This is a genomic window from Halobacillus sp. Nhm2S1 (assembly GCF_019599545.1).
In the GTDB taxonomy this organism is placed as follows: domain Bacteria; phylum Bacillota; class Bacilli; order Bacillales; family Halobacillaceae; genus Halobacillus.
On sequence record NZ_JAIEZV010000001.1, the window covers coordinates 734,806 to 760,342 of the forward strand.

Here is a 25,537-nt window from a genome sequence, read left to right on the forward strand (position 1 = left end):
CCCCCTCTGAAAAGAAAGGTTTTGGTCCATCCCCCTTACAATTCTGAACGAACAGGCGGCCCGTATTCTTTTAGTGTGCCGTTTTCTAGATCATCCACATGGTTGTATAGAATATCATCGATTTCACGCAGCTCATCGTTGGTCAACTGGAACTCGTCGGTTTCGTTGACACCATCCAGCTGAGATGGTTTACGCGCGCCCCATAAAGCAACATCTGCGCCTGGTTTATGGTCGAGCAGCCAGCGGATCGAAAGCTGGATAATGTTACGGTCGCGTTTTTCAGCGAAATGTTGAAGTTCCTCCACCGCGTCAATCAGACTAGGGAAACGATCGCCCTGGAACAGTTCAATATTACTTCTGAGGTCATCATCCGGGAACGAGGCATCTTTGGAATACTTTCCTGTCAGCATGCCGTGCGCGAGGGATCCCCAGGATAACGTAGAAATTTCGTGGTTGTGGCAGTATTCAAACCACTCGATTAAGTATCGCTGCAGCATATTTAAATGCATCTGCGAGGTATGAATCGGGGCATATTTCTGCCACTCGTCCATTTGTTCAGGGCTGAAATTACTTACACCAATGGCACGGATTTTCCCTTGTTCATAAAACTCTTTCATCTTCTTTGCCGTCTTATCGATTGATTCATCGGTATCCGGCCAATGGATTTGATATAAGTCGATATAGTCGGTTTGCAGACGATCCAAGCTTTTCTGCAGTTCTTCTTCCAGATGAGCAGGTCTACTATCCCGGTAGTTGCCGTCATCAGTGAAATCGATCCCGGCTTTTGTAGCCAGAACAAGATCCTCCCGGTTTACCTCCGACTGAGCAATCGCCCTGCCAATCAATTCTTCGGATAACCCCTGCCCGTAGGCGGGTGCGGTATCGATCGTAGTCACACCTTGATCTATCGCTGCTTTTATTGTATCAATCGATTGTTCTTCATCTGTACCACCCCATCCGGTACCGCCGATGGCCCATGTACCCAGGGCTATGCGTGAGGCTTCGACGTCACTGCGTCCTAATTTTACTTTTTTCATGAAAAGTCCCTCCTTATAATAGACGTTTTTCCTTCATGGAAGACAACGAAACTTTTGAATCGTCCAACCTCTTTAAAAAAGATGCAAAGCTTCTTTGCTGTTTACCTAAACTAAATAGAAAAAAACAGACGTCCTGATTGAAGGACGCCTGTCATATCATTAGTATAGTTTTTTCAGCGCTTCTTTATTGAATGCTAGAAGATCATCCGCTCTACCTTCATGAACTTTCTTCACCCATTCAGGATCCATCAATAAAGAACGGCCAATGGCCACAAGGTCGAACTCCTCACGATCCAGTTTCTCTACTAAACCGTCCAGACTTGTTGTACCAGCACCAGAAAAGTCGGTGAAGACACCATCCAGGCCGACAGAACCAACGGAAATGACCGGTTTACCTGAGAGTTTCTTCGTCCAGCCGGCAAGGTTCAAGTCGGAACCTTCAAACTCAGGCTCCCAGAACCTGCGGGTCGAGCAGTGGAATATGTCCACGCCTGCTTCAACAAGCGGCTGAAGGAAACGTTCAAGCTCCTCTGGTGTGTGGACCAGTTTCGCTTGGAAGTCGTTCATTTTCCACTGGGAAAAACGGAAAATGATCGGGAAATCTTCTCCGACTTCACGACGGCATGCTTCTACGATTTCGACGGCAAACTGCGTGCGCCCAACGAAATCCCCGCCATAACGGTCGGTGCGTTTATTGGTGTTTTCCCAGAAGAACTGGTCAATCAAGTACCCATGAGCTCCATGAATTTCAATCGCATCAAAACCGAGGCGCTTCGCATCCGCTGCCGCTTTGGCATAGGATTCTACTAAGCCTTCTACTTCCTCTGTAGTCAATGGTTCGGTCACCTTCTCCCCATCCAGGCTCAGGCCTGATGGCCCCACCGGCATGGCCTCTTCATTTGGAAGGTCTCCTTTGCTGCGAGTCATTCCTACATGCCATAGCTGCGGAGCAATTTTACCGCCGGCCTCATGTACTTCTTTCACTACATTCGCCCAGCCGTTCAATGCCTTCTCTCCATGAAACACAGGAATATTCCCACCAGATACAGAAGCCGGATGGTCGATCCCTGTTCCTTCTGTAATTATCAAACCGACTTCATTCTCCGCACGTCTGCGGTAATAAGCCGCCACTTCCTCATTAGGAACGTTCCCAGGGGAGAACCCACGGGTCATCGGTGCCATCACAGTCCGGTTCGGAAGGTTTAATTTGTCACTCGTAAACGTATTAAATAAAGGTTTCGTTGTTGTTTGGTTTGTCATTGATCTGCCTCCTTTTGCAACGGTATCTTTCATTATTACAGATAAAAAAAGGCAGCGAAAGAAATCTGCTTCGATCCAGCACATTCTTTCACCACGAGAACAGGTTGTTAAAAAATCGCGCTTTCTCAAGAATATAGATCTAGCAGCAAATGAGATTTCCACTAACAAAAAAATGCACTCCTAAATAGGAGTACATTTCCATTACGATTCCTCATTCCGATTTTATGATCTAAAATTATCGATAGTAAAATGAAACCATTTCACTCCAGTAAAGGTAGGAGAAGAACATATTCCTTCGAACTCCACTTGCTTTCCCTCGTTTAAAAAAGGGCCTCTCACAAGAACTTCCCGCCCAAGCTGATTTGCCTTTTGTAACACCTGGAATACGGCTCTTTCCGGATTTTCCAATTGCAGATTGGTTGTACATCCGATTTCAAAGAGCTTTTCATCTTTCCAGTACCGCTCAAATTTCAATACATGAAGCTCTCCAATTTCTTGAGAGAGTTTTTTCGTAACTTTTTCAGCTTTCTCTTTAGATGATGCTTCTATGAAGATCCGCCAATGAATGGTCTCAAACAAACGAACGACCTCCCTATGACACACTCAGGTTCATGTTAGGTACACAACGATCATGGACTCAACGATGGAGTGTCATGCTTTTAATTTCTGCCGAATGATTTTTAGAAACATGGCTGGTTTGTTTTTCTCCAATGAATAGAGGAGATCTTTCCCGTATAAGGAAATGCTGCCTTCCCAAGGATGACCCAAAATTCCCCAGTTAAAATCTTTTTCAATGAAAAAGTAATAATCCCCGTCAGGAAATACCGGAATGATCCACTCTTTCCATTCATTCTTGGGAAAGTTCAGATGAGGATTGACCCGATAGCCTTCATGCTGCCATTCAAGAGCTAACAAAAACTCGTCTTTTGGAACAAGCTCTTGAAACATTTGTAATGATTTCTCTTCTAGATCCCGATAAACATTCAAGTTTATGGATGCCCCATAGTAAGCTGAAACATCATAGGTAACAAAAGGGGAAGGTAAATGGAAGGATGGAAATTCAGAGACGCTGGGCTGAAATTTGAATTCCTGATCTATCCTTCTCCATACTTCCTCATAGGATTTACTAGAAAGTGCCTGCCAATTCCTCATAAATCACCGCCTGCTCCTTTTACGATTCCTAAACCCTTAAAATTCTTGACCATCCGTATGATTCCCTATTTTCATAAGCTTATTTACCTTCCAATTCTTCTCTTACATTTTACTGTTTGATGATCCAATCAACGTTTTTATCTCACATACATCTTCACGCAAACCAAAAACGCCACTTGAAACTTCGCCTGGGTGATCGAGAGCTTTTACTCAAATGACTCTGCCATTTTGATCAAATCTGCTTTCGAAACATCACTCTCAGACCCCTGATCCATAGACTTCAACACATATTGAATGTCCCCTTCTTGCCACCTTAACGTTTGATCACCTGAATCATTGATAAAATATCCCCCGGAGATGTGATCTATTTCTACCTCTTGATAGTCCTCTTCAGAGGTTGAGCTTACTTCACTTCCATTCACGGTTAATAAACTAAGGTGTTCATTTCCCTCTCCATAAAAGTCAAAGTTTAGCGTATTCACCGGTTGCTGTAATTCAGGAGGCCGACTGAGGTCTGCTTGCTTCACTTCAAAGGGCAGTTCCGTAGGGAGTTGAGGCTGAAAAGAAACTTTTTCTAATTCTTCGTTTAACCCTGTAGGATCAAACTCCTGCAGTCCATCTGTAGAACCACATCCAACGATGAACACCGGGAGAGCGATAAGTAAAATTAATTTCTTCATGTCATCTTCCTTTCTTCAATCTTTCCTATTCCATCTAGGAAAGTGATGGGTTTTCTGCATCTGCTTTCCATACTATTCCAAAAGACAGACCTGGTCTATCTCTAATCATCATTACTTCCTTTTCCCTATGTGCTTCTAATCTAAAGGATTTAATTCTTTTTCCTCCATACTCCTTTTCCGTACCCTACAGCAAGAACACTAAATAGACTACCAACTAAAAGAATGATCACAGTCATCGTTTACCTCCCAACCAAAGTTAAAATGTAGAGTCTGTTTATTGCCTATACGACTGAAGATGGATCACGTTTCATAGAACCTTCAATGAGTCATCAAGTAATCTTTAACCTCTATAAGAAAGGGATAGACGTATCTTCTATATACTGCGACGTGATCGTAGAGTTACGCGTTAGTGGGGAGGACATTTCTGTAAAAATTCCAAGGGTAGGAAAGCAATGAATAGACTTCCGATCAACAATCGTCCGCATCTCATCCAACATATTTAAGAAAAAAGGCAGCATAAAATGCTGCCTTAAGATCATACGTTCACCTCAGATCAATCTCATAAAGCATCTTGTTTGTTACACCGAATCTTAAATACATCGATCCTGTCATTCCTTTTATCAGAAACCGTTTCAACAAAAGTCCAGCCTCTACGTTTATAATACTCAGAAGCGTCTTCTGTTCTCAAAAAGACGCTATCAAAACCCAAATCGCTGCACACCTTCACTGTTTTACCCACCAGTTCTTGTCCGATCCCTCTTCCGCGATGCTCAGGGGGAGTATAAAGCGAAGCTAGCCAAGGTGTATAGTTCTCTCTTCCTTCAAGGTCATGTTCAAAAAGAGAGACCGTCCCCACACAATCCCCGTTTTCTAGAGCAACAAGCGTTATAGGAAGCTTCCTTTGCTTGGTATACGAAAAGTATTCGACTACTTCATCGAAGGTTTTCTCACTTCCCGATTCGAGAACAAACGCATGAAAAATCATCCTTGAAACATCTTTTATCTTCTCAGGATGGTTGGTTAAATAATCGATTTTCACTTTCCACACCCCCTTACGTTTTCATTTTCGTATAGGCCCATGTCTCATTGATAAAGAGGTCTGGACTTTGAGATTAATATCATCTTCATCAATGGATAAGCTGTTAAGGACCATGACTTTTCTTCCTTTCACGCAAGAATTTCCAGCCGTCTCTTTTCCTTTCTAACTTCTAAGAGATTGTGCTTCATTAGCCCAATCAAAGCTACTGAATTGGCATAAAAGAAACTTTCCAGATTCCGCTTTGATCTTTTACCATAGAGAACCCACGGGATCCATCTTCATAATCATACTTAATCCAGCCATGAATATCGTTCTCGATCATAAATTCACCGTCTTGGATCCCGTTATAGGTTTGCAGAATACTCTCTTTCGTTCCTCTATCTATTTCAGGAATTTGGTCATCTTCCTCTTTTGTCCAAAGGATATGATCTGGCCTTGTGGTATAGAGAGCATAATGAACATCATAGTCTTTCATCAAATCCGCATACACAAAAAGTTTAGCTATACTGATCGGGGTTAAACCCTTTAGATAGGCAGGGTCCATGTTTTTGGAAAAATTCTCATAGCTCTCTTTTTCTTTTTCCGTAAGAGAGAATTCCATGGGGGCGGTCTCTTTCTCAGCCGACTCTTTACCAATTTCTTCTTTTTCAGTTATTTCTGCTTCTTTATTTACTAAAGCACTTGAAGTTGCGTCTTCATTGGAAGCACAAGCGACTAAAAATCCTGCTGCCAGAAGAGATAAAAATAAATGGTGTTTCTCCACATCTACACTCCCTCTCGGTAAAAAACAAACACGTGTTGTAATCTGTATGGTGTTCCCATCTACGATTCACATACAAAAAACGAACATCCTTGAAGCTTTCAAGTTGCGTATAATTTCAGAAGATCATTAAACGTCTCAATGACCTCATCATACTCACTTACTCGGCCAAAGCCGTACCTTGCGTAAACAAAGGGGATGCCAGCATATCTCGATGCATTCAAATCACCTTCTGTGTCTCCTATGTAGATAGGGCTTAAAAGATGATTCCTTTCCATGACCAATTTGATGTTCTCACCTTTTGAAAGACCCGTCCTACCAGGATTTTCAAAGTCAAGGAAGTACTGTTGCAGGTTATGGTACTCGTAAAAGGCTTCAATATACCCATCTTGACAATTGCTTACAATGAAAAGTTTATAATGGTGAGAGAGAGTACTTAGCACTTCCTCCACCTTATGAAACAAGTCGCCCCCATGTTGCCTAATATATCCCTGTTCGGCAGCACAACAGTCCCTGATCAGTGATGAACGTACATCTGCAGCTAAAAAAGGGAACAACTTTCCACTGATTTCATCCATTTGTAATCCCATTGTTCCTTCAAAATCCGTTCTGGTAAGTTCTTTCTCCATCTGCTGGTTTTCTTTAATTTGACTATTCCAAGCGGTCAGCACAGTATCAATAGGGTCCCATATCGTCCCGTCTAAATCAAAAATGATACTATCCATAGATCGTTACCTCTCTCCCTATCCAGCGTCTTTTATGTATGGTGCTTTCGATACCGGATCTGTTATGTTAGGACTCCCCAGCTATTCCACCACTATATAAATTCGAGTGATGTAACCTTAGATTAAACCCTCCTTTCCATAAAAGTGATGTTCATTCCAATTATTTCAAACTCCAGTATTGAACTCAATCATAATTAGAAATAAATCAAAACTTATGTATCTCACTTTCTTCACCATTGAGGAAACAGCTTAAAGACATTCAAAAGAAAAGACCAAAACCCGATAGCCAGCTATTTTATAACCTCTAAAAAAATGAAAACCCCTGATTTCTATAAAATAAGAAATCAGGGTTTATTTGAAAAGACGATTAAGAACCCGTCTGCTCATCCATCAAGTATGATCGTCTTTTAAGAACCAGCCCAGACATCTTTCGCCAGTCGGCCAGACTTTTCAAGCTCATCCAACCAAGAAACAGCTTCCTGCTCACTGACTTGATGAAGGTCACGGTAACATTCCACAAGCGTATTCGTTACTTCAGGAGCCATTTTGCTGCCATCCCCGCAAATATAGAGACGACCTCCTTGATCTAATAGAGAAAGGATCGCTTCCGCATGTTTCTTCATCACATGCTGGACATAAACCTTTTCTTCATCCTTTTGCCTGGAGAAAGCGGTATGCAGATCAATCAAGCCGAGACGTTCCGCTTCTTTCAGTTCCTCTTCATACAAAAAGTCTTCCTCCGGTCGACGGCACCCGAAATAAAGGTGGGCTTCTCCGAGCGTCGTTCCTTCCTGCTTCATCGATTTACGCGCCTGGATAAATCCACGGAAGGGAGCGATTCCAGTCCCCGGTCCGACAAGGATCATCGGTGTTTCAGGATCCTCCGGCAGTTGGAAGTCGGATTGAGGGGTACGGACGAAACAGGCGATTTTGTCTCCGATTTCTCTTGATGCCAGATAATTCGAAGCTACTCCTTCGTACTCCCCATTGCCGCTCCACGCCTCTCCTCGAACGACACTGACCGTCACACTCGGTTGATGGGCATCCACACGAGGGGAACTGGAAATGGAATAATATCGGACTTTCAAAGCTGGAAGCAGGGATAAGAATTGTTCGAACTCCATTTCACAGGATGGATATGCCTCTAACAGCTCAAGCATCGTCTGACGTTTTTCTAGAATTTCAGTTTTATAGTTTTCGTCCTCAACGAGTTGTTGTAGTTCCATTTTGTGTGGCGGACAAGGGTTACTCGCGGCAAGCGCACGGATTTGCGCTCTTGTTGCTGGTTCCTGTAATTCTACATAAGAGGAAAGCAATTGTTTGAGTTGTACAGGCTCGCCTGTAGGCAAATGAGCGGCACGGCCGGTACCTTCACTCAAAATCACATGCTCTTCTCCTTTCATTCCGAACCGGTTCAGCACCCTGTTAATAAGAGCCGGCGTGTTTTCCGGTACGACACCTAGATGATCCCCCTCTTGGAAGGTCACAGCTGCAGGAAGTTCAACCTCCACGTGACGGGTACTGCGTTCCTCAGAGTTCAAAAGTTCCTTGTTTTCAAGGACAACGGCTGTAGAAGCGTCATAAGTGCGAGCAACAGGCGTATAGCTCGTGCCACTGACGAATTCCATGGAAATTTGGTTGGAGGCATCCTCCCCTTTTTCCAAATCCAACTTGAAATGGTCGGCTAAAGCGGGCCATAGCTTTTCTTCCCATTTTTCCAGATCACCATCAAAGTCTTCATTGGCATCTCCTTCGCCCCGTTCAAGCAGTCGAACAGCCCCTTTCGCATCGAGCTCTCGATCGATGGTCGCAGGCACCCGTTGATAGGTACTCGCCCAATTTCGGTCGCCGCAGCCAAAAACAGCGTAAGTTACCCCGTCAACTTCTCCTTCCTCAGCAGATGTCAGCCACTGAACAAAAGAGGTTGCGTTGTCTGGTGGATTGCCGTTATAGGAAGCAGATACGATCAAGGTGGCTCCTTCTTTCGGAAGGTTTCCCGTCCATTCATCGAGCGACGCTGTCGTTACGGAAAAGCCTTGATGGCGCGCAGTTTCTGCAAGCTCCCGGGCCACCCCTTCTGCTGTCCCCATGTTCGACCCGTACAATACGAGGAATGGGGTGCCATGGGACTCGCGGGCGGGCATATCCTTCGTATTTTCCTTTTCTTCCGTTTCCTGGGTCTGGAAGCCGTTGAATGCTCTTCTCGTTTTCACTTTCATCGTCAGCCCGTCCGGCTTGAACGTCAACGTTTCTTTGACATCCAGTTCATAATCCGTATGATCGACAAGGTCGAAATGCTGCAAGACCATACCAAGAACAAGGGTCGCTTCATGGAGCGCGAACTGCTGACCGATGCATGCTCTTTGTCCATTGCCAAAAGGCTTATACGCATGATGTGGAATGCTTGCCGGATTTTCAAAGCGTTCTGGATTGAATTCTTCCGCATCGTCTCCCCAGACGGTGGTATCGCGGTGAAGCTCCGGAATAAGCAGGGTGAACGTTTCCCCTTTTTCCACCTCGTATTCGCCATCCAGCGTAGTATCTTCCTTCGCATAAACGGAAAACGCAGGGGCTGTTGGCCATAGACGTAACGCTTCGTTTAAGATCATCCGCACGTATTTCAGCTGCTTCACCTGCTTAAAAGATGGGGTGTCGTCACCAAGCACTTCATCCACTTCCTGATAGGCTTTCTGTAACTTTTCCGGATGTTTCAAAAGATAATACGTAGCGAAAGAAAGGAGCCCGCTCGTCGTTTCGTGACCGGCGATGAGGAACGTGATGATTTGAAAACGGATATTTTCATCATCAAGCGCTTCCCCGGTTTCAGGGTCTTTCCCTTTCAGCATGTGCCCAAGAAGGTCGTCCTCTCCCTGATCTCCTGCTTGTTTTCTTTCTTCGATTAATTGATCGACTAAGTTGAACATGTAATCGATATCTTCTTTGAATTGACGTTTGGATCGGACCATCAGCTTATCCTGGATCCCCAGGCGCTGGGTCTGACTCATCGATTCATCAAGTGCGCGCACCATTTTCTCTATAAAAGGGTGGGAATCTTCGCGATAGAAGCTGTTGAAACGGTAATTGAATCCGCACAAACCAATCGTATCAAGCGTCAGGCGTGTCATATCATCAGGAACATCAACTTCTTCATTCGGATTCAGTCTCGCCCATTTCTGGATCAGCTGAGAAGCAAGGTCGATCATTTTTTCATGATAGCCTTTCATGGCTTGCTGGCTGAAACTTGGCAGCAGGATATTATGGGCCTTCTTCCAATTCGGTTCACCCGTCCCACTTGTGAACAAACCATCTCCGCCAAAGGCACGCACTTTTTGAAGCGCAGGTCCGATTTGTTTATCAAAACGCGTCTCGTCACAGATTTCAGCAGCAAAACGTGCGTTTGAAATAAATGTACTGACCCGGCCCGGGAATTGGAGTTGATAGATCGGCCCAAGCTCCCGGGCATGCTTCATAAACGACTGCACGGGTCTTTCTTTATCGATGGCCGGCAAATTCCCGAGCGGTCCATAAGATTTCGGTTGTGGCAGATTTTCTGTATGATTCATGGACTAACACCTCTTTAATCGTATTGAAGATACCGGAATGAATATTCATTCCGAATATAGGAGAAGAAAGCTGAACCTCATCACGCATGATGACGTACAGCATCCCAGCAGGTTTCTTCGGCCCCTGTCAATAGTTCATCCGTCTCTTCGATTTCACCTGCTCGGATCAATTTGAACAACTCAAGAAATCCACCGAAAATGATCGCAATCAATGCCTTCGATGGCAAATCTCTGATTTGTTCTTTTTCCTTCCCCTCATCGATAAAGCCTTCAAGAATCATCAATAGATGATTGAATCGACTCCGGCTTGTCTCGTCAAGGAAATAAGCGGCATTATGGGTTTTGATAAAATAAAGCGCGTGCTCGTGCTCATTTGTAAACCGCACCATGCCTTGAAACAGATGATGAAATTGATCGCGGATGCCTGCTTCCTGGGGGTAATCTTCTTCAAGTGTTTTTGTGAACAAGTCGACGTAATGCTGGAATAATGTATTGACTAGAACTTCTTTGTTCTCAAAATAACGGTAAATCGTTCCCGCTCCCACGTTCGCATCACTGGCAATCATCGGAATCGTTGTCGCATCGAAACCGCGTTCTGCGAATAGCGACAGCGCACTGTTTAGAATATGGTCGCGTTTACTTGTTGATGTCGCCATTTGAAACTCCCTCCTATGCGGAATGAACATTCATTCCTGTTCAGCTTAGTATATTTTTCCTTTTCATTCAATCAATCGAAAGTCTCATCATTCTTTTTGTATTAAAAAAATCGTTGCCTGCCCCCGCTCCTTTACTATTGTAAAAGAACGGGGAGCTGGCACCGATTCTGAACAACCATCATGCAGCGGCTTGTTTTTTCGTCAATGTAAAAAAGATCACAGCACCAATGGAAGCTGTCGTAAACAAAATGGCTCCCATCGGTACAGCTGTCGTCTCATCAAGTCCGACCAGCGGGGAAACCGTCGCACCAAATAATAACGGCAGCATCCCGAGGACCGCGCTGGCACTTCCTGCCCGGTGCCCCTGATGCTCCATCGCCAAGGTAAACGTACTCGTCAAAACCATCCCCATCGCGGTCATGTAAATGAAGATAGGAATGACGATCGCAAACAACGGTCCTTCGACTATGGTCATCACTAAAAGGAAACACGTCGCACTAACGGCAACGAGTACGGCCGTCCGCAGCAGACTTCTTTCATGGAAGATCCCTCCGAGACGACCAACTAAAAAGCTTCCTGTAATGATGGCCAGGCCATTGATCCCGAATAAAATGCTGAACGCTTGAGGAGACACGCCGTAAATGCCCTGATAAACAAACGGCGTTCCCGATACATAGGCAAAGCTCCCCCCATGGACAAAACCGATCGTGAGCGCATACCCGATGAACGAGCGGTCCTTCAGCAGCCGGCCGATGGTCAGGATCGATTCTTTTACAGAGCTTGGGATCCGCTTTTCCACAGGAAGGGTCTCTGGTAATTTCCCTGCGACTGTCAAAACGATGGCTACTCCTACGATACTTAAAAAGAAGAAAATCGTTTCCCATGTCGCAAAAGGTAAAAGAAGGATCGCCCCGCCCGTCATCGGGGCAATCATTGGGGCTGTCGCATTGATCACCATCAATAAGGCGAAGAACTTCGTCAGCTCTCTTCCTGAAAACACATCACGCACGACCGCCCGTGAAAGGACGACTCCGGCAGAGGCCGTGAATCCTTGGAGGAAACGAGCAATCACGAGCACAAGGATATTCGGGGCAAGTGCACACAGGAACGAAGCCAGCGCAAAGAGGGAAAGGAAAACGATGAGTGGTCTTCTCCTCCCCTGTGAATCACTGATCGGACCTACGACGATTTGACCAACGGCAAGACCAATCAAGCACGTCGTCAAACTAAGCTGGACGAGAGATGCATTTGTTTCTAAATCAGAAGCGATGCCCGGAAAGCTGGGCAGATACATATCAATATTCAATGGACCTAGAATGCCAAGCATGCCCAGTAAAAAGGCAAGACCTATTCTTTCTTTCCCTGTTGGATTATGTAACATTGTTCAACACCTTCTTCTATTCAATCTACTACCTGAAAGCTCCTTGAATATAATCCCCAAGTTCTCCCGGCTGTTAAACTATTAATTTTATCTTCATTCATCCTCGAAGTCTATCCCTACGCATTAAAAACCTCTGTCCCGGTTGGCAGCAAAGAGAACCTCTCTTCAAACATATTAAAGCGCCAATCGTTAGGATTGGCGCTTTTGGTTCCATACTTTTCTTCTATTTTGAGGGATGATCCCACCTGTTGTATCTTTATCCACCTTCAGCATTGGTCACACGAATCGATGGTTATCTAGGAAAAGAAGTGCAAACATCCATGATCGATATAGCTGCGGTCCGAGGAAACAAAAGCTTTTGAGTTTTGGAATGCTGGGATCATCCCTACCGTCCAATCTTTTGGCGAAGAATGTCCTTGGATTTATAGAGGACCTCAATATGTGTTCCCTCCACCGTGTAATGATCCCCGTCGAGCAGAAACACACTTTCTTCAATAGCATCCCCGTCCCCCTCATTTGTATAGGCAGCAGCGGTAACCTCGCCATCCACCCACGCTCCCGTTCCTTTATAGGGGACAACTTCCAAGTACTTGATTGATTCTGCCCCTGTCCCTGCGATGACCGTCACATCAATGTTCCGTTGATCAACAACCGCGCGTTCGGCATTCAAGGAATCGAGAAAAGCATTGGTTGTCTTCATATGAGTGTAAGGAAGAAGTGCCCGGTTGCTACCATCCTTCATTATTAAATAGTTCTGGTAATCACTCCCCGGCACGATATCTAATAAACCTGGAAAGTGCCTATGGATCACTTCCATCCGGTTCCCCTTGTAATGATGGCTCAAATACTCCAAGTACCACTGCATATAAAAATGCACAAAGTTGACCTTCCCCTTTTGCCCTGTCGGCAGTTCTCCTCCGGCCCAATAGCTGTAGTTCGGTGCAGAGCCAGCATTAGGGGTACAAAGCTGAATCAGCTGATCGACATCATTCTGGTATTTGTCCCCTTGCACATACGCTCTTGCGACTAACCCTCCCATGCTGTGACTGATGAGATTCACACGCTCCGCCCCTGTCTGCCGTTTAGCCATAGCCACCGTTTTTGCCAAGTAATGGCTCGCGGAATGTTCGATCTTCTGACTCCAGTCATAAAAGCAGATGAACAGGTCTTTTCCCCTCCGGTACCCCATCGTTTCCAATATGAGAACAAAAGGTTCATAGACCATCCCGGCAAGACCGAAACTCCATCCACCTGTTCCAGGAATGATCTCATCGCTCATCGATCCGAATAAACCGGGAATGACAATTAATGGAGCGTGGCCTTTCCCCAATGTTTCTCCTCCTCTCCATCACTTTTTAAAATATATGAACAGGAGGGGGAAAACATTTTTATAGCCACAACAGGTCAATGAAAAGATTCAACGAGGAGGGGATGATGGAACTTTACTCTTCAACTCCTCTACTTCCGTTTGAAGCCGCTCCAATTCTCCAAGTAATTCCATCACCATGTCATCACTCTTACACAATTCGTTCCCTAGAGCGGTGATCGTCTCCTCTTCCCACGCAAAAGGATCTCCTTGTTCAGGGGTGATTGGAATATCTTCATAAATGAGCCCTTCCTCTTCTGTCGGTGTAAAGAAGACAGCCACTTCACACTCGCCATCACCCGCTGCGATCCGCTTGCGTAAGTTCACTTTTCCGTACCCCATTCTTCTGGCTGCTATCCCACCAAAAACACTCGACGTCATCATACACAAATGGGGAGCCTCGTGCACCGCTCCCCCAAAAGGACAGGCGGATGCTTTTACAATGATATGATCTTTATAAACTTCGGATATCTCAAAATGGCCACCGATTGAATTTTTCAAGTCGACAATTACACGGGCATATTGATCCGGGGTCCATGCCTGCCCTTTTTCATCGTAGAAAGATTCAAACCATTCACCTGTCCTGATTCCTAATTGGCGGATATATTCCTCGGCTTTTGTTCCGACCGTACGGCTGTGCAGGTGAGCGTATTGGGCAATGAGTTTCGACAAGAATATCGTCCCTGAAAGTTTCATCGGCTCTGTCATCGCAATCTCCTCTCTCCTCTATTCTTTACTCTTATTATAGATGATAGAGGAGGGGGTTCCTAATGAAAAAGTCCGACAGATTTCTCGTGTACGCTTCAATCATTGGGATCGTCTCGATCAAAAAAGCCGTTTCATGTCTAAAATGCACGAAACGGCCTGATGATTATTTGGTTGTTTCATAATACTCACGGACGAGCGTCTCCATGACCTCATTCGTCCGGAGAGCGGTCATCCCCGTACTCGGACACATCCCTCTCCCAAGCAATTCATTGACGACCGTCTGGATGTGACTATACTGAATATGTTCAGGGTGCTCTACATAAAAGGATTCTTCAGCTGAATCCGTAGAAAGAATAATCGGCTTGTCATCAAACGTTGAAAATTGAATTTCTCCTTCTGTACCGACAATCCGGTTATCGTCTTCCTTTTTATAGGAAGAGAAATTCCATACTCCTGTGCCGACCGCGCCGCTGTCGAATCTCCATACCCCACTTACGGTGTCCTCCGCAGGATAGGAATCGGCGAGATTATAAGCAGAGCCTTTTACATCTTTCAACGGTCCGAGTAAAAAATCGAATAAATCAAGCGTATGTGAGCCTACATCATAGAATAACCCGGCACCGCTTTTTTCCGGAATCACCCGCCACGGCCAATTCCCATCCTCATCTTTTTGAACAATCGGTTGCGTCTGCTGAATCGATACAAACCGAACCTCTCCAATCGAGCCGTTCTCAATCAACTCTTTTACTTTAAGAAATCTCGGAAGAGACCTCCTATAGTAAGCGACGAATAATGGGACCCCGTACTTTTCGCAGGCGTGCACCATCTCCCAGCATTCTTCTGAGTGATTCGCCATCGGTTTCTCCACGTACACAGGCTTCCCAGCTTCGGCTGCCATGAGTGTATATTTCTTGTGGGTGGAAGGAGGTGTGGCAATATAGACAGCGTCCACTTCGTCATCATAAATTAAATCTTCCGCTTGATCATACCATTTCGGTACCCCATGGCGTTCGGCATAATCTTTCGCCTTTTTCCATTCCTTCTCATCACAGCTACAAGGCTGCTGTGATCGACTTTCTGAAAAGCGGGTCCACTTTTAACTTCTGTGACATTTCCGCAGCCGATGATTCCCCATCGTATGTGGTTCATCTCATTTCCTCCTTTTTCTTTTACGGGTTTTACTATCTAAAGGGCAATACCCTACGAAGGGCATACTGACACTAAATAAATCAAGGATCGACATACCATTGGAATAACAACAAAAAAGAAGGTTCACATGGAACCTTCTTTCCGAGACTGCCTAAACGATCACTTACCGCTCCTCCAACCTGTCCAGCAATTCTTCCAGGTTTGGATCACTGATATAGTTTTCAATGGTGATAATCTCTTTATCCTGATGCGCGTGTTTCGCTCGGTCATAGAGATCTTTATGAACGACAATGATGTTCGAATCTTGTGGCGCATCTTCAATTCTGTAGTGTTTCACTTCCATTCCTTCGATTCCTCTTTTTTGCAGTTTCTTTCTGAACGTCGTGGCACCCAGGGCACTACTTCCTGCACCTGCGTCACATGCGAAGGAAATTTTATCAATCTTCTCTTCCTTTTTGCTGCTGCCTGCCACTTGTTTTCCTTGTTGTTTCATTGCTTTCGATTTTTCGATAGAATCGGAAAGTTCATCTTCTTCCTCATCTTTGTTCTTTTCCATTTTCAAAATCAGCGATGTGATCAGGAATGTGACAGCAGCGGCAGCGAGGACGCCTGCGATGATGCCGATAAAGCTTCCTTTAGGAGTAAGTCCCAGGTAAGCGAAAATCGAGCCTGGGCTTGGTCCCGCGACGAGCCCTGCATCAAACATACTGAACACGGCGATCCCTGTCGCACCCCCGGCGATCATTCCGATGATTGTAAGGGGTTTCATTAATACGTAAGGGAAGTATAGTTCATGGATACCGCCGAAGAAATGAATAATGATTGCACCTGGTGCGGTCCGTCGAGCCGTCTTTTTACCGAAGAACGTAAACGCCAGCAGCAATCCAAGGCCTGGGCCTGGGTTGGATGCGACAGTAAAGTAGATGGACTTGCCTGTTTCAGCTGCCGCCTGCATGCCGAGCGGGTAGTAAATACCCTGGTCGATCACGTTATTCAGGAACAACACTTTTGCCGGTTCGTTAATCAAGGATAGTAAAGGAAGTAACCCTGTAGCCACCAAAGCTTCAATCGCTGAAGTAACGAAGTTGTTCGCCGATTCGATGACTGGACCGATGAACAGGAACGATACGATCATTAACAAGAATCCTAGAATACCCAGGGAGAAGTTGTTCACAATCATCTCAAACCCGGCAGGAATTCTGTTTTCAACGGCACGGTCAAATTTCTTTATGATCAAGCCGCCTAAAGGACCGATCACCATCGCGCCTAAGAACATAGGAATATCGGATCCGACGATCAAACCAATAGCCCCGATCGCCCCCATGACAGCTCCTCGTTGGCCACCGACCATACGTCCGCCGGTTATGGCGAGAAGCAATGGAAGTAAGAATTTAATGGCTGGACCGACGATTTGCGCCAGCTGCTCATTAGGGATCCATCCTGTCGGAATAAACAAAGCGGTCAACAGACCCCAGGCGATAAATGCGCCGATATTCGGCAGGACCATATTGGTTAAAAAGCCGCCGAAAGCTTGTACTCTGGCCCTTGCAGAAGGACGATTCATGTCTACTACATTGCTATCTGTTGTTGCCTTAGCTGGACTTGCCATCTTTCTCATCCCTTTCAAATGTTAAATATGAAAATTCATCGATTTACAGTCAGGTGATTGGACTTATTCTACCGTTTGGAGCAGATCCAGGATTTCCTCTTCACTGTTTGACTGCTCGAGTTTTTCTCTTACGTCATCTTCGATCAACAAGGAAGATAAATCAGAAATCAAGTCTAAGTGGCCGGAGGTATCTTCAGCAGCTAGTGTGAACAGAAGATTGACCTTTTTATTTTCTGGAAACGGTACGGCCTCTTCTAACTTTAGAAGCGAAATCCCTGTTTTTTTGACTACGCCATCTTCATTTTTCGCATGTGGCATAGCGATTCCTGGAACGATGACGATATACGGACCATTTTCGTGGACGTTTTGAATCATATCCTCCACATATTTAGGAGTGATTGACCCGCCATCCAGCAAAGGAGTTGCTGATTCTTTGATCGCTTCCTCCCATGTACTTACAGAATTTAAGAATTGAATGTTTCCTTTTAATTGTTGGCTTAGCATAGTGTCAGCATCCTTTCCATTCAGCTTTTTAGCGATTGTTCTTGTTTCAATTGCACATAATGACTTTTGATTTTTGATACGATGGAGTCATCTTTCCATCCAGTGAAATGAGCGATGGCCGCTTCGACTCCTTGATTTTTTATATAATCTTGGAGCTGTACAGCTTCCTCATCTTCAGGGTTATCAAATAAAAGCGCGGCCGCAATCGCAGTAGTCAAATTTTCAATCGGCAGGCCCAAATCGTAAAGGACTCTAGTTGGTTTGACTAACCGTTCCTCAGACCCGAGCTTCCGGATCGGAGCCCTTCCCACACGCAAAAGATCATCGCTGATGTTTTCATTTTTGAAACGATCGATGGTTTTTTCAATAAAAGCTTTCAGCCCATCTTCGTCCATATCATGGATATGGGTGAAATAGCGGGCAGACTCATGAAGGGTTGCTCTTAAGAACTCCTCCAGCTTGGCGTCCTTTAATGCCCGTTGAATGGTTGGATAGCCTCTCAAATAACCCATGTAGGCTGTAGCCGCGTGCCCCATGTTCACCATGTACAACTTGCGTTCAATGTGTGGTTTTAACGTGTCGACGTAGACAGCATTTTTCACTGGAGGAAGCTCCTTATTCACCATCTCAGTACGGTTGATGATCCATTCATAATAGGGTTCCACAAGGGCGATTTCCCCTTCCTTCCGTTTTTCAGATAGCGAAAGCCGGTCAATTGCGGAGTTCGGAAAACCAACGGAAGAGATCAGGTCATCCATTTGTTGTTCAGAAACTATTTTTTTCACTTCCTCTTTCAATTGTGAAGAAGCATTGATGGTATTTTCATTGGCGATCACGTCGATGAGAGGTTTGCTCTGTTGCGTTCTTAACAGAAGCCCTCTGGATAAGATCGGAGCAATTCTTGAAAGATTTTGTGCTCCTACAGATGTCGTGATGAAATCCGCTTCTAAAATAGCTTCGATGATTTCATTCTGAGCACTTGTATGCAAGGCTTTCACAGGAGAAACCGTCTCCTGCGTGTGATTTTCATCTAGTAACTCGATCACATACTGTTTGTTCTGATTGATGTTTTCGACCAGCTGGTGGTCTGCATCCACAAAGCAGACTTCATATCCCGTCTTGTTCAGGAGATATCCGATTAAGCCTCGCCCGATATTTCCCGCTCCAAAATGCAGCGCTTTCATTTGTGGACCTCCTTTACGTCAGGCTTTCTCTATTGATCCATGCGTCAGTAAACCATAAAAATCAGTATAATAGGACAATGGAAAAGCGTCTATAGAGAAAAAAGAAAAATACCCTTTTCGTATAATTTTACATATTTTCTCATTTACTTATTGATTTAGGAATCGCTTAAGGATTCCATGGCCTGCCCCTCTAATTTTCCTTCAAAGGGGCTTGCCATTTCTATAGGTCTCCTATTCTAAGTTCGCGTGGTATTCCCAGAGCGATTGCAGTTCGATGTTTTCTTTTTTGACGATCATTAACGCGATGGTATCTCCTAATAGAAGAAGGCTTTGTTCAAATAGACTCTTCATCGGCTGGTTGGATTGCACTTCTTCTTCTGTTTCTGGATTGGAACTTATAGGGAGTCGAACGAACGCATCAGCGTATTGACTCATGGAACTATTCGGATTCGTCCCGATGTGGGCCACCGTTGCGTTCAGTTCTTTCGCTTTTTTTGCAATAATAAGAGGAAAGGCAGTTTCGCCACTGCCGGATCCAACGATCAGCAGGTCCTTCTCCGTCATGGCTGGTTCTGTGATCTGTCCTACCACGTAGGTCTGAACACCGAGGTGTGCTAACCTTTTGGCGATAGATTTCAATGATAATAGCACCCGTCCGACACCTACGAAGAATACTTTTTCTGCTTGATTGATCTGTTGGATCAAACGTTCAATCTCCTGGCTGTCCACGTTGTTCAATGTGGATGTAATTTCATTGGTAATGACTCCTGCTGCTTCTTTATAGTTAACCATTGATTCCAACCTCCTCATGCAATCCTTCTTGTATCAGTGATTCCATCAATTTTTTGTTGTCTTTCAAAGAATTGCTCTTTTCAAACAAACTCGTGCTTCCGGCCACCAGGATGTCCGCTCCGGCTCTGACCAGTGTAGGAATCGTATTCAAGGATACGCGGCCGTCCACTTCAATCTTCGTATCTAAATCTTTGGAGCGGATCAGCTTAGCCAGATCCTCTACTTTTTTCGTAGCATAGGAAACTTGCTTTTCACCTTTATCTGTCGCAAATCCAGGGTTGATCAACATCAAAAGGACCGTGTCTACTTGCGGCAACACATAATCCAGGACCGATAATGGTGTAGCTGGGTTTAATGCGATTCCCACTTTGGTGTCATGCTTTTTAATTAAGTTGATGTAGCGGTCAAGGTGGAAGCTCGTCTCCACATGGAAGGTGATTTGTTCGACGCCGATCCGCAGCATCTCCTGTATAAAGAATTCATTGGTGTTGGCCATTATATGAACATCGAATTTCATATCCGTAATTTTCCTTAATTGTTCAATCGTATTGATTCCTAAAGGCATGCTTGGACTGAAGGTTCCGTCGATAATATCAATGTGTAACGTATCTAATCCTGCTTCTTCAATCTCTCTGACACTTTTCTCAAGATTGCAGAGATCCGCACACATGATGGACGGTGCAATCGTTATATTTCTTTGCATGTTTGTGCCTCCTTGTTTGTGTTTATGCGCCTTTGTCAAAATATTAAGGCATAAACAAGAAATTGTAAAGCGTTTTCTTGCATGTTTTTGCTTTTATTTGCACATTAATGCTGTTTTGAGATTTGTGAAAGCGAAGATCCGTGATATACTGGAAGAAATCATAGAAGGAGTCTTTCGTGTATGCTTAAACAAGAACGCCAGCAAACCATTATCGATATTGTAAATGAAGAGCACAAAGTCATTGCCAGCGACTTGAGCAGACGGCTGTCTGTGTCAGAAGATACCATTAGAAGAGACTTGAAAGAATTAGACAGCCAGGGCGTGATCAAAAGAGTTCATAGCGGGGCATTAAGAAAAGGACCGCCCGTTCAGGACTTTTCTACAAGACAGGAGATTTTCAATGAAACGAAATCGAACCTGGCGAACAAAGCCCTACATTATATAGAAGACGACATGGTCCTGTTGATCGATGGCGGGACAACGAACTTACAATTGGTCCACCAGCTCCCTTTGTCTTTAAAAGGGACCGTGATTACCAACAGCCCACCGATTGCTATGGCCCTATCCAATCACACCGATGTCGAGGTCATTATGATCGGAGGAACCTTATTTAAACAGTCGATGGTGAATTTAGGCATCGACACCTATGAAGCATTGAATACGATGAGAGCCGATCTATATATCATGGGCATTTACAACATAGATCCTGAAATCGGAATCAGTATCCCCCGTTCATCTGAAGCATTGATCAAACGGAAAATGGCGTCTATTTCCACGGAAGTGTTAGCCATGGTGACGAATGATAAGCTGGATACCGTTTCCAACCATATCGTCTGTCCAACCGACCATTTGACGTACTTAATTACAGAAAATGTGCATGCGGATATTAAACGTTTGTATGAAAAACAGGGCATTACGATTATTGATCAGTAATAAGCTAAAGATATGAGGTATACAAGAAAGAAACACAAAAAAGCCAGCCGAACCGGCTGGCTTTTTTCATCGATCTCTTTACATCCTTCCTTCATTCAACAGACCTTCCATTCATTATAAAAAATTAATCCCGGATGATTCCGTGACTCGAACCGATCAACACTTCTTTCCCTTTTTGATTACGATACACAGACTTCATCTCCACTTTCTTGTGTCCTTCCGCCTGAACAACCTTATCCAACGTCACTTCACAAGTAATCGTATCCCCAGTAAAGACCGGCCTGACAAACTCACTGACCATATCCCTTGCGATATAGTGTAAATCCCCACCGATCTTCGTTCCGATGGTCGCCGTTAGTAAACCTTGAACCATCAGCCTTCCCTCGTCATCCGGCTCCATATGATGTCTCCCTTGATCTCCGGAAATCCGGCCGAACTCCAATACTTCCTCATTCGTAAACGTCCGCTTCCACGTGTACACATCGCCTGTTTTCATCGGCCTCTCTCCTTTACATGATTGATGAATCCAATTTTCATCGTGAAATCTTATATCCCTAAGTTTTTTTCAAAATGGTAGCGCTGGCCATCATCTGAAAGAAGGTAATAACCATTCGATGTATATAGCCGTACAGCACTTTCCCAAGTATTGTGTGTCTCTAATACAAGTCGTTCATACTGGCTTGATCGTGCCGCATCCTCAAGCTTCGCAAGCATCCTTTGACCAATACCCTTCCTTCTGAATGTCCTCTTCACAGACATCCGCTCAATTCTTCCCACCCGATGATTCTCTTTCGTCACGGCACCTGTCGCAACCATCTCATCATTCTCAAAAGCAACATAGAATACATGACCATCCTTACCATAGGTGCCCATCATATCTTTCAAGTCGGGGTTCAGCGAATGATCAATAAACCCAAATCGCTCGAAAAACCCGGCCAATATGAGGTTTCTGGCATCGTCCTCCACGGCTTTATGTAAAGGCAGGATGTCCAATGTGAAAACCTGCTCGTTTCCCTTTCCCAAAGCCCTCTCCTCCTTTTCCCAAGCTCCCTTTCGTATTAAAAATTCTCTAACTCGATCAGATAGAGTCGCAGACGCTTTTCAATTTGGTCTTTGGTTCCAAACCGGATGATCTGTTCCTTTGTCAACGTTTCTTCCTGAAGCAATTCAAGGTGAGTATGAGCCATCGTTACAAGTTTCAAGAACACTTCAATATGTAAATCCGTCTGCTTCTGCTTTGAACCTTGTGTATAGCCATCCACAAACCCGTCTACATGAGCCCTCAATAGAGGGACGTGGTGATGATAATTTCCTTTTGCATATCTCCTTGTATCGTAGACCGTTGGGAAAAAGGTGTGATAGTTGAACACATGGTTAGCGGCAAGTGACGTCCCTGTATAAAGGATTGGAAAAGGGTCGATCATTTTCACGCCGCTTCTTGTAAAAATTAAATTTTCAGGTGATGTGTCCTGATTGGTCAGGATCCGCTTTTCCCTGCCAATGGACCGGTTGGGGATCAATTCCTTTCCGGTGGCAGTCACTTTTTCTTTATTGAATGCATAGGAACTTGAAAGAAGGGCATCCAGTTCTCCTTGATATTCTCCTCTCTCTTCGACGATACACGCGCTCAGATCCATGTCGAGACCGCCTTTCAGTTCTCCGTTTCCTCCGACTTCCAAATATCCGATGCCTTCAAAAGGAGGATCGATATCTTCAAGGGCGCGGAAGAACTCACCGATCTCGCTCCCGTATTGCTTGGATTGTTGTAACGTCTGTCTTTCCAGTCCTTCAGTTGTACCCAAATAAGATTCAACCGTATAGCTAAGATCTTCACTGATAAAATAACGGAAGTATTCAGGACATATGCCTTTCTCCGCCTGGTTTGCTATCTTGTAAAAAGCTTCTGTAGACCCGTATTCTGCCGTCAATTGATCCCGGTTGAAATCGACGGCTTGATCATACGCAAACTTCTTAGGAATGCGGAGGACAAGCTGATCACCCTCGACCAGGTAAGCATAGTGCCAGGCCCCCTCCCCCAAGCGTTTGATATCCGATTCTCCAACTAATCGGTGTACCCCTTCGTTTTCCAGGGCTCGATTGATTTGTTCGAATTCGGTGACGGATTGTTTCGTTAAAAAATCCATGTTTTCCTCTCCTTTTTCATCCTGACGCGTTCTTCCTTATATAGCGTGGCGTCATTTGGTTAACGGTTACAAGAAAACATGTACTTCCAGAACAGTTAATCCTTCAATATTTTAACATATAATTCCTAATTATCTGAATAAAAGAGAGCCCTTCCACAGAAGCGCTCTATCCCCAGAATACTTCCACCTTGTTCAATAAGGACGATAAGCTTCCCTTGCAGAAAGACCCTCGTGGCTTTCCTTATGAAGTAGGCCTGTCCAAGCTCAAGAACGCGCGGGACTTCTCATTTTGACTCATTCAGTTATAGACGTTATACTAGAAAAACTCTTGAGGCTTCGGTACTCATTTAAAATCAGTGATCAGGAGTGAGCATATGTCAAAAATCGATGTAGGGCAGTCCATTATGGAAAGATGCACAAGCTGCTACCATAATGTCCTAAAGGTAATCAAAGTCGTTCCGAAAGAATTTGAAGATAAAACGGCTTATGTTGTCTGGACCCAGTGTCCGGAATGTGGAAACAATGATCATCAACTGACTCAAAAAGACGCATAGAGAACAGGCGATCTTTTCCAGGATCCTGCCATAAATATCGAGCCAACCGTAAAAGGACTTCCTTAATCAGGAAGTCCTTTTACTTTTATCCATTTAGAAAGCGGTACCACAAGAATATTTTCTAACAATATTGAAAAGTCTATTGTTCCCTCCAGCAATTCTTGTTAGGATTATCTTTATTCCTTTAAAGCAAACCAATACATCAAGAAAGGAACGAACCTATGAAACAGAAAACCTCTTTCTCTACGTATGCCGTCATCGGGACGATGCTTTTCGGCCTCTTCTTCGGTGCCGGCAATTTGATTTTCCCTATCCAACTGGGGCAAATGGCAGGAACTTCCTTCTGGCCGGCGTTGATTGGATTTCTCGTAACAGCAATCGCCCTGCCTTTGATGGGCATCCTTGCCATTGTATTGTCCGGGAGTCAAGGGTTGAATGACCTGGCCGGCCGGATCCATCCGTTATTCGGAATCTCTTTCGCTATCATTCTCTATTTAACGATCGGTCCTTTTTTCGCGATCCCGCGAACAGCAACCGTTCCTTTTGTCGTTGGATTTGAACCCTTCATCCAACCAGGCCAGACGCAACTTTGGCTTGCGGTGTTCAGCTTTGCATTTTTCGCACTCGTCTATTATTTTTCTCTGAACTCAGCCAAAGTCATGGATATCATCGGAAAATACTTAACACCGACATTCTTATTATTTTTATCCGTACTCATCATTACCACGATCGTCAAACCTATGGGCGATTTCGGTGCCCCGACCGGCGATTATGCATCCGTACCTTTCATGACCGGGTTTACGGAAGGGTATAACACGATGGATGCTCTCGGCGGTCTGGCGCTCGGGATTGTGGTCATAACAGCGATTCGTCACATGGGCATTACCGACACGAAGGCGATTGCCCAAACGACATGGAAATCAGGGCTGTTCGCCATGGTACTCATGATGCTCATTTACGGGCTCATCGCCTACATGGGCGCTTCCAGCGTATCTGTCGTCGGGAATCTTGAAAATGGCGGCCTCACGTTTGCCGCAGTTGCTGAACATTATTTCGGTCCTTACGGAGCGATTCTACTAGCCATCATCATTGTCCTTGCCTGTTTGAAAACAAGTATCGGACTGATTATCGCCTGTAGTGAATTTTTCCATACGGTCTATCCGAAAATCAGCTACAAAACATTCGTGCTGCTTCTTTCCTTGTTGTCATTCATGATCGCGAACTTCGGTCTGACAAACATTATCCAGTACGCCATCCCTGTGCTGATGTTCTTATACCCGATGGCGATCGTCCTGATTCTGCTCGGCCTCAGCTCCAGACTGTTCCATCATAAACGTACGGTCTATGCCGGAGCGATGATGCTGACCGTTTTCGTCAGTACCATTGATGGCTATAACGCACTACTGGGAACGATCCCAGCCGCAGCTAATCCTCTGATGGAAACTATGAGCAGCTTTTACAGCGCCCACCTTCCTTTATACGGAATCGGACTAGGGTGGATCCTCCCCGCGCTGACAGGGGCGGTCATCGGTTATGTATGGAAAGAAGGAAACAAATCGAATACTTCCGTTCTTACTCAACAAGAGGAACGTTTATCCCATTAATAAGAAAAGACCAACCCCCACGGGTTTGGTCTTT

The 25,537-nt window shown here is 44.8% G+C and carries 26 protein-coding genes and 1 pseudogene; 3 read left to right on the forward strand and 24 right to left on the reverse strand.

All coding sequences use genetic code 11. The features are described 5' to 3' along the window. Nucleotides 1-35: 35 nt before the first annotated feature. The 21 genes and pseudogenes from K2225_RS03750 to K2225_RS03840 all read right to left on the reverse strand — a co-directional run bounded on the left by K2225_RS03750 (nucleotide 36) and on the right by K2225_RS03840 (nucleotide 20,268). Nucleotides 36-1,037, reverse strand: a complete 1,002-nt coding sequence (locus K2225_RS03750; RefSeq protein ID WP_220583535.1) for an aldo/keto reductase — start codon at nucleotides 1,035-1,037, stop codon at nucleotides 36-38. Between the two features lie 159 nt (nucleotides 1,038-1,196). Continuing rightward, nucleotides 1,197-2,297 (reverse strand): NADH:flavin oxidoreductase, encoded by a 1,101-nt coding sequence (locus K2225_RS03755; protein ID WP_220583536.1) that lies wholly within the window; start codon nucleotides 2,295-2,297, stop codon nucleotides 1,197-1,199. Between the two features lie 222 nt (nucleotides 2,298-2,519). Beyond that, nucleotides 2,520-2,876, reverse strand: coding sequence for a hypothetical protein (locus tag K2225_RS03760; protein WP_220583537.1), 357 nt, complete (start codon nucleotides 2,874-2,876; stop codon nucleotides 2,520-2,522). Between the two features lie 72 nt (nucleotides 2,877-2,948). Then, a complete protein-coding gene (locus K2225_RS03765; protein ID WP_220583538.1) occupies nucleotides 2,949-3,449 on the reverse strand; it encodes a DUF2716 domain-containing protein in 501 nt (166 codons plus the stop codon). 206 nt (nucleotides 3,450-3,655) lie between these two features. Beyond that, a complete protein-coding gene (locus K2225_RS03770; protein ID WP_220583539.1) occupies nucleotides 3,656-4,129 on the reverse strand; it encodes a DUF4367 domain-containing protein in 474 nt (157 codons plus the stop codon). Nucleotides 4,130-4,688: 559 nt separating this feature from the next. Further along, the gene (locus tag K2225_RS03775) at nucleotides 4,689-5,168 is read right to left on the reverse strand and encodes a GNAT family N-acetyltransferase (RefSeq protein WP_220583540.1); all 480 of its coding nucleotides are present in this window, start codon (nucleotides 5,166-5,168) and stop codon (nucleotides 4,689-4,691) included. Nucleotides 5,169-5,370: 202 nt separating this feature from the next. Continuing rightward, nucleotides 5,371-5,931: an RNA polymerase subunit sigma gene (locus K2225_RS03780; protein ID WP_255574166.1), complete on the reverse strand. Its 561-nt coding sequence runs from the start codon at nucleotides 5,929-5,931 to the stop codon at nucleotides 5,371-5,373. Nucleotides 5,932-6,029: 98 nt separating this feature from the next. Continuing rightward, nucleotides 6,030-6,653, reverse strand: coding sequence for an HAD family hydrolase (locus K2225_RS03785; RefSeq protein WP_220583541.1), 624 nt, complete (start codon nucleotides 6,651-6,653; stop codon nucleotides 6,030-6,032). Nucleotides 6,654-7,060: 407 nt separating this feature from the next. Further along, entirely contained in the window at nucleotides 7,061-10,216 is a 3,156-nt protein-coding gene (locus tag K2225_RS03790; protein WP_220583542.1) for a bifunctional cytochrome P450/NADPH--P450 reductase, read from the reverse strand. An 80-nt stretch (nucleotides 10,217-10,296) separates the two neighbouring features. After that, nucleotides 10,297-10,872 (reverse strand): TetR/AcrR family transcriptional regulator, encoded by a 576-nt coding sequence (locus tag K2225_RS03795; RefSeq protein WP_220583543.1) that lies wholly within the window; start codon nucleotides 10,870-10,872, stop codon nucleotides 10,297-10,299. 178 nt (nucleotides 10,873-11,050) lie between these two features. Then, complete coding sequence (locus K2225_RS03800) at nucleotides 11,051-12,253, reverse strand: Bcr/CflA family efflux MFS transporter (protein WP_220583544.1); 1,203 nt, start codon at nucleotides 12,251-12,253, stop codon at nucleotides 11,051-11,053. Between the two features lie 385 nt (nucleotides 12,254-12,638). Beyond that, the gene (locus K2225_RS03805) at nucleotides 12,639-13,583 is read right to left on the reverse strand and encodes a lipase/acyltransferase domain-containing protein (protein WP_255574170.1); all 945 of its coding nucleotides are present in this window, start codon (nucleotides 13,581-13,583) and stop codon (nucleotides 12,639-12,641) included. An 87-nt stretch (nucleotides 13,584-13,670) separates the two neighbouring features. After that, a complete protein-coding gene (locus tag K2225_RS03810; RefSeq protein ID WP_220583545.1) occupies nucleotides 13,671-14,327 on the reverse strand; it encodes a methanogen output domain 1-containing protein in 657 nt (218 codons plus the stop codon). A 163-nt stretch (nucleotides 14,328-14,490) separates the two neighbouring features. Beyond that, nucleotides 14,491-15,183, reverse strand: a complete 693-nt coding sequence (locus tag K2225_RS03815; RefSeq protein WP_370632718.1) for a Gfo/Idh/MocA family protein — start codon at nucleotides 15,181-15,183, stop codon at nucleotides 14,491-14,493. Further along, nucleotides 15,166-15,300: pseudogene (locus K2225_RS20175) on the reverse strand (Gfo/Idh/MocA family oxidoreductase); the annotation flags it as partial. The gene K2225_RS03815 and the pseudogene K2225_RS20175, both read right to left, overlap by 18 nt. Continuing rightward, a complete protein-coding gene (locus K2225_RS20180) occupies nucleotides 15,294-15,476 on the reverse strand; it encodes a hypothetical protein (RefSeq protein ID WP_370632696.1) in 183 nt (60 codons plus the stop codon). The gene K2225_RS20180 and the pseudogene K2225_RS20175, both read right to left, overlap by 7 nt. Before the next feature lie 163 nt (nucleotides 15,477-15,639). Next, entirely contained in the window at nucleotides 15,640-17,085 is a 1,446-nt protein-coding gene (locus K2225_RS03820) for a PTS mannitol transporter subunit IIBC (protein WP_305038433.1), read from the reverse strand. Nucleotides 17,086-17,148: 63 nt separating this feature from the next. After that, nucleotides 17,149-17,589: a PTS sugar transporter subunit IIA gene (locus K2225_RS03825; RefSeq protein ID WP_220583546.1), complete on the reverse strand. Its 441-nt coding sequence runs from the start codon at nucleotides 17,587-17,589 to the stop codon at nucleotides 17,149-17,151. Nucleotides 17,590-17,609: 20 nt separating this feature from the next. Further along, nucleotides 17,610-18,773: a mannitol-1-phosphate 5-dehydrogenase gene (locus K2225_RS03830; RefSeq protein WP_220583547.1), complete on the reverse strand. Its 1,164-nt coding sequence runs from the start codon at nucleotides 18,771-18,773 to the stop codon at nucleotides 17,610-17,612. 231 nt (nucleotides 18,774-19,004) lie between these two features. After that, nucleotides 19,005-19,565 carry a 6-phospho-3-hexuloisomerase gene (gene hxlB, locus K2225_RS03835; protein ID WP_220583548.1) on the reverse strand — a complete coding sequence of 187 codons (561 nt, stop codon included), beginning with the start codon at nucleotides 19,563-19,565 and terminating at the stop codon, nucleotides 19,005-19,007. Next, complete coding sequence (locus tag K2225_RS03840) at nucleotides 19,558-20,268, reverse strand: ribulose-phosphate 3-epimerase (protein WP_220583549.1); 711 nt, start codon at nucleotides 20,266-20,268, stop codon at nucleotides 19,558-19,560. The genes hxlB and K2225_RS03840 overlap by 8 nt, the downstream gene beginning before the upstream one ends. Nucleotides 20,269-20,448: 180 nt before the next feature. Between K2225_RS03840 and K2225_RS03845 the strand changes: the two genes are divergently transcribed. After that, complete coding sequence (locus K2225_RS03845) at nucleotides 20,449-21,201, forward strand: DeoR/GlpR family DNA-binding transcription regulator (RefSeq protein ID WP_220583550.1); 753 nt, start codon at nucleotides 20,449-20,451, stop codon at nucleotides 21,199-21,201. A 124-nt stretch (nucleotides 21,202-21,325) separates the two neighbouring features. Here the strand turns inward: K2225_RS03845 and K2225_RS03850 are convergent, their stop codons facing one another. Genes K2225_RS03850 through K2225_RS03860 form a run of 3 tightly spaced genes read right to left on the reverse strand, consistent with a single transcriptional unit; the run spans nucleotide 21,326 to nucleotide 23,345 of the window. Next, complete coding sequence (locus tag K2225_RS03850; RefSeq protein ID WP_220583551.1) at nucleotides 21,326-21,697, reverse strand: FAS1-like dehydratase domain-containing protein; 372 nt, start codon at nucleotides 21,695-21,697, stop codon at nucleotides 21,326-21,328. Between the two features lie 50 nt (nucleotides 21,698-21,747). Beyond that, complete coding sequence (locus K2225_RS03855; RefSeq protein ID WP_220583552.1) at nucleotides 21,748-22,224, reverse strand: GNAT family N-acetyltransferase; 477 nt, start codon at nucleotides 22,222-22,224, stop codon at nucleotides 21,748-21,750. Between the two features lie 35 nt (nucleotides 22,225-22,259). Continuing rightward, a complete protein-coding gene (locus tag K2225_RS03860) occupies nucleotides 22,260-23,345 on the reverse strand; it encodes a hypothetical protein (RefSeq protein WP_220583553.1) in 1,086 nt (361 codons plus the stop codon). Nucleotides 23,346-23,719: 374 nt separating this feature from the next. Between K2225_RS03860 and K2225_RS03865 the strand changes: the two genes are divergently transcribed. Together K2225_RS03865 and brnQ are read left to right on the forward strand one after the other, a co-directional pair. Beyond that, nucleotides 23,720-23,899 carry a hypothetical protein gene (locus K2225_RS03865; protein WP_220583554.1) on the forward strand — a complete coding sequence of 60 codons (180 nt, stop codon included), beginning with the start codon at nucleotides 23,720-23,722 and terminating at the stop codon, nucleotides 23,897-23,899. 221 nt (nucleotides 23,900-24,120) lie between these two features. Next, on the forward strand, nucleotides 24,121-25,503 hold the full coding sequence (gene brnQ / locus K2225_RS03870) for a branched-chain amino acid transport system II carrier protein (RefSeq protein ID WP_220583555.1): 1,383 nt from the start codon (nucleotides 24,121-24,123) through the stop codon (nucleotides 25,501-25,503). The last annotated feature ends 34 nt before the right edge of the window (nucleotides 25,504-25,537 follow it).

Bases quoted from the DNA above. Each gene is read 5' to 3' on its own strand.
- K2225_RS03750 (WP_220583535.1), bottom strand. From the start codon at position 1,037: ATGAAAAAAGTAAAATTAGGACGCAGTGACGTCGAAGCCTCACGCATA.
- K2225_RS03755 (WP_220583536.1), bottom strand. From the start codon at position 2,297: ATGACAAACCAAACAACAACGAAACCTTTATTTAATACGTTTACGAGT.
- K2225_RS03765 (WP_220583538.1), bottom strand. From the start codon at position 3,449: ATGAGGAATTGGCAGGCACTTTCTAGTAAATCCTATGAGGAAGTATGG.
- K2225_RS03770 (WP_220583539.1), bottom strand. From the start codon at position 4,129: ATGAAGAAATTAATTTTACTTATCGCTCTCCCGGTGTTCATCGTTGGA.
- K2225_RS03785 (WP_220583541.1), bottom strand. From the start codon at position 6,653: ATGGATAGTATCATTTTTGATTTAGACGGGACGATATGGGACCCTATT.
- K2225_RS03790 (WP_220583542.1), bottom strand. From the start codon at position 10,216: ATGAATCATACAGAAAATCTGCCACAACCGAAATCTTATGGACCGCTC.
- K2225_RS03795 (WP_220583543.1), bottom strand. From the start codon at position 10,872: ATGGCGACATCAACAAGTAAACGCGACCATATTCTAAACAGTGCGCTG.
- K2225_RS03800 (WP_220583544.1), bottom strand. From the start codon at position 12,253: ATGTTACATAATCCAACAGGGAAAGAAAGAATAGGTCTTGCCTTTTTA.
- K2225_RS03810 (WP_220583545.1), bottom strand. From the start codon at position 14,327: ATGACAGAGCCGATGAAACTTTCAGGGACGATATTCTTGTCGAAACTC.
- K2225_RS03815 (WP_370632718.1), bottom strand. From the start codon at position 15,183: ATGGCGAATCACTCAGAAGAATGCTGGGAGATGGTGCACGCCTGCGAA.
- K2225_RS20180 (WP_370632696.1), bottom strand. From the start codon at position 15,476: ATGAACCACATACGATGGGGAATCATCGGCTGCGGAAATGTCACAGAA.
- K2225_RS03820 (WP_305038433.1), bottom strand. From the start codon at position 17,085: ATGGCAAGTCCAGCTAAGGCAACAACAGATAGCAATGTAGTAGACATG.
- K2225_RS03825 (WP_220583546.1), bottom strand. From the start codon at position 17,589: ATGCTAAGCCAACAATTAAAAGGAAACATTCAATTCTTAAATTCTGTA.
- K2225_RS03830 (WP_220583547.1), bottom strand. From the start codon at position 18,773: ATGAAAGCGCTGCATTTTGGAGCGGGAAATATCGGGCGAGGCTTAATC.
- hxlB (WP_220583548.1), bottom strand. From the start codon at position 19,565: ATGGTTAACTATAAAGAAGCAGCAGGAGTCATTACCAATGAAATTACA.
- K2225_RS03840 (WP_220583549.1), bottom strand. From the start codon at position 20,268: ATGCAAAGAAATATAACGATTGCACCGTCCATCATGTGTGCGGATCTC.
- K2225_RS03845 (WP_220583550.1), top strand. From the start codon at position 20,449: ATGCTTAAACAAGAACGCCAGCAAACCATTATCGATATTGTAAATGAA.
- K2225_RS03850 (WP_220583551.1), bottom strand. From the start codon at position 21,697: ATGAAAACAGGCGATGTGTACACGTGGAAGCGGACGTTTACGAATGAG.
- K2225_RS03860 (WP_220583553.1), bottom strand. From the start codon at position 23,345: ATGGATTTTTTAACGAAACAATCCGTCACCGAATTCGAACAAATCAAT.
- K2225_RS03865 (WP_220583554.1), top strand. From the start codon at position 23,720: ATGTCAAAAATCGATGTAGGGCAGTCCATTATGGAAAGATGCACAAGC.
- brnQ (WP_220583555.1), top strand. From the start codon at position 24,121: ATGAAACAGAAAACCTCTTTCTCTACGTATGCCGTCATCGGGACGATG.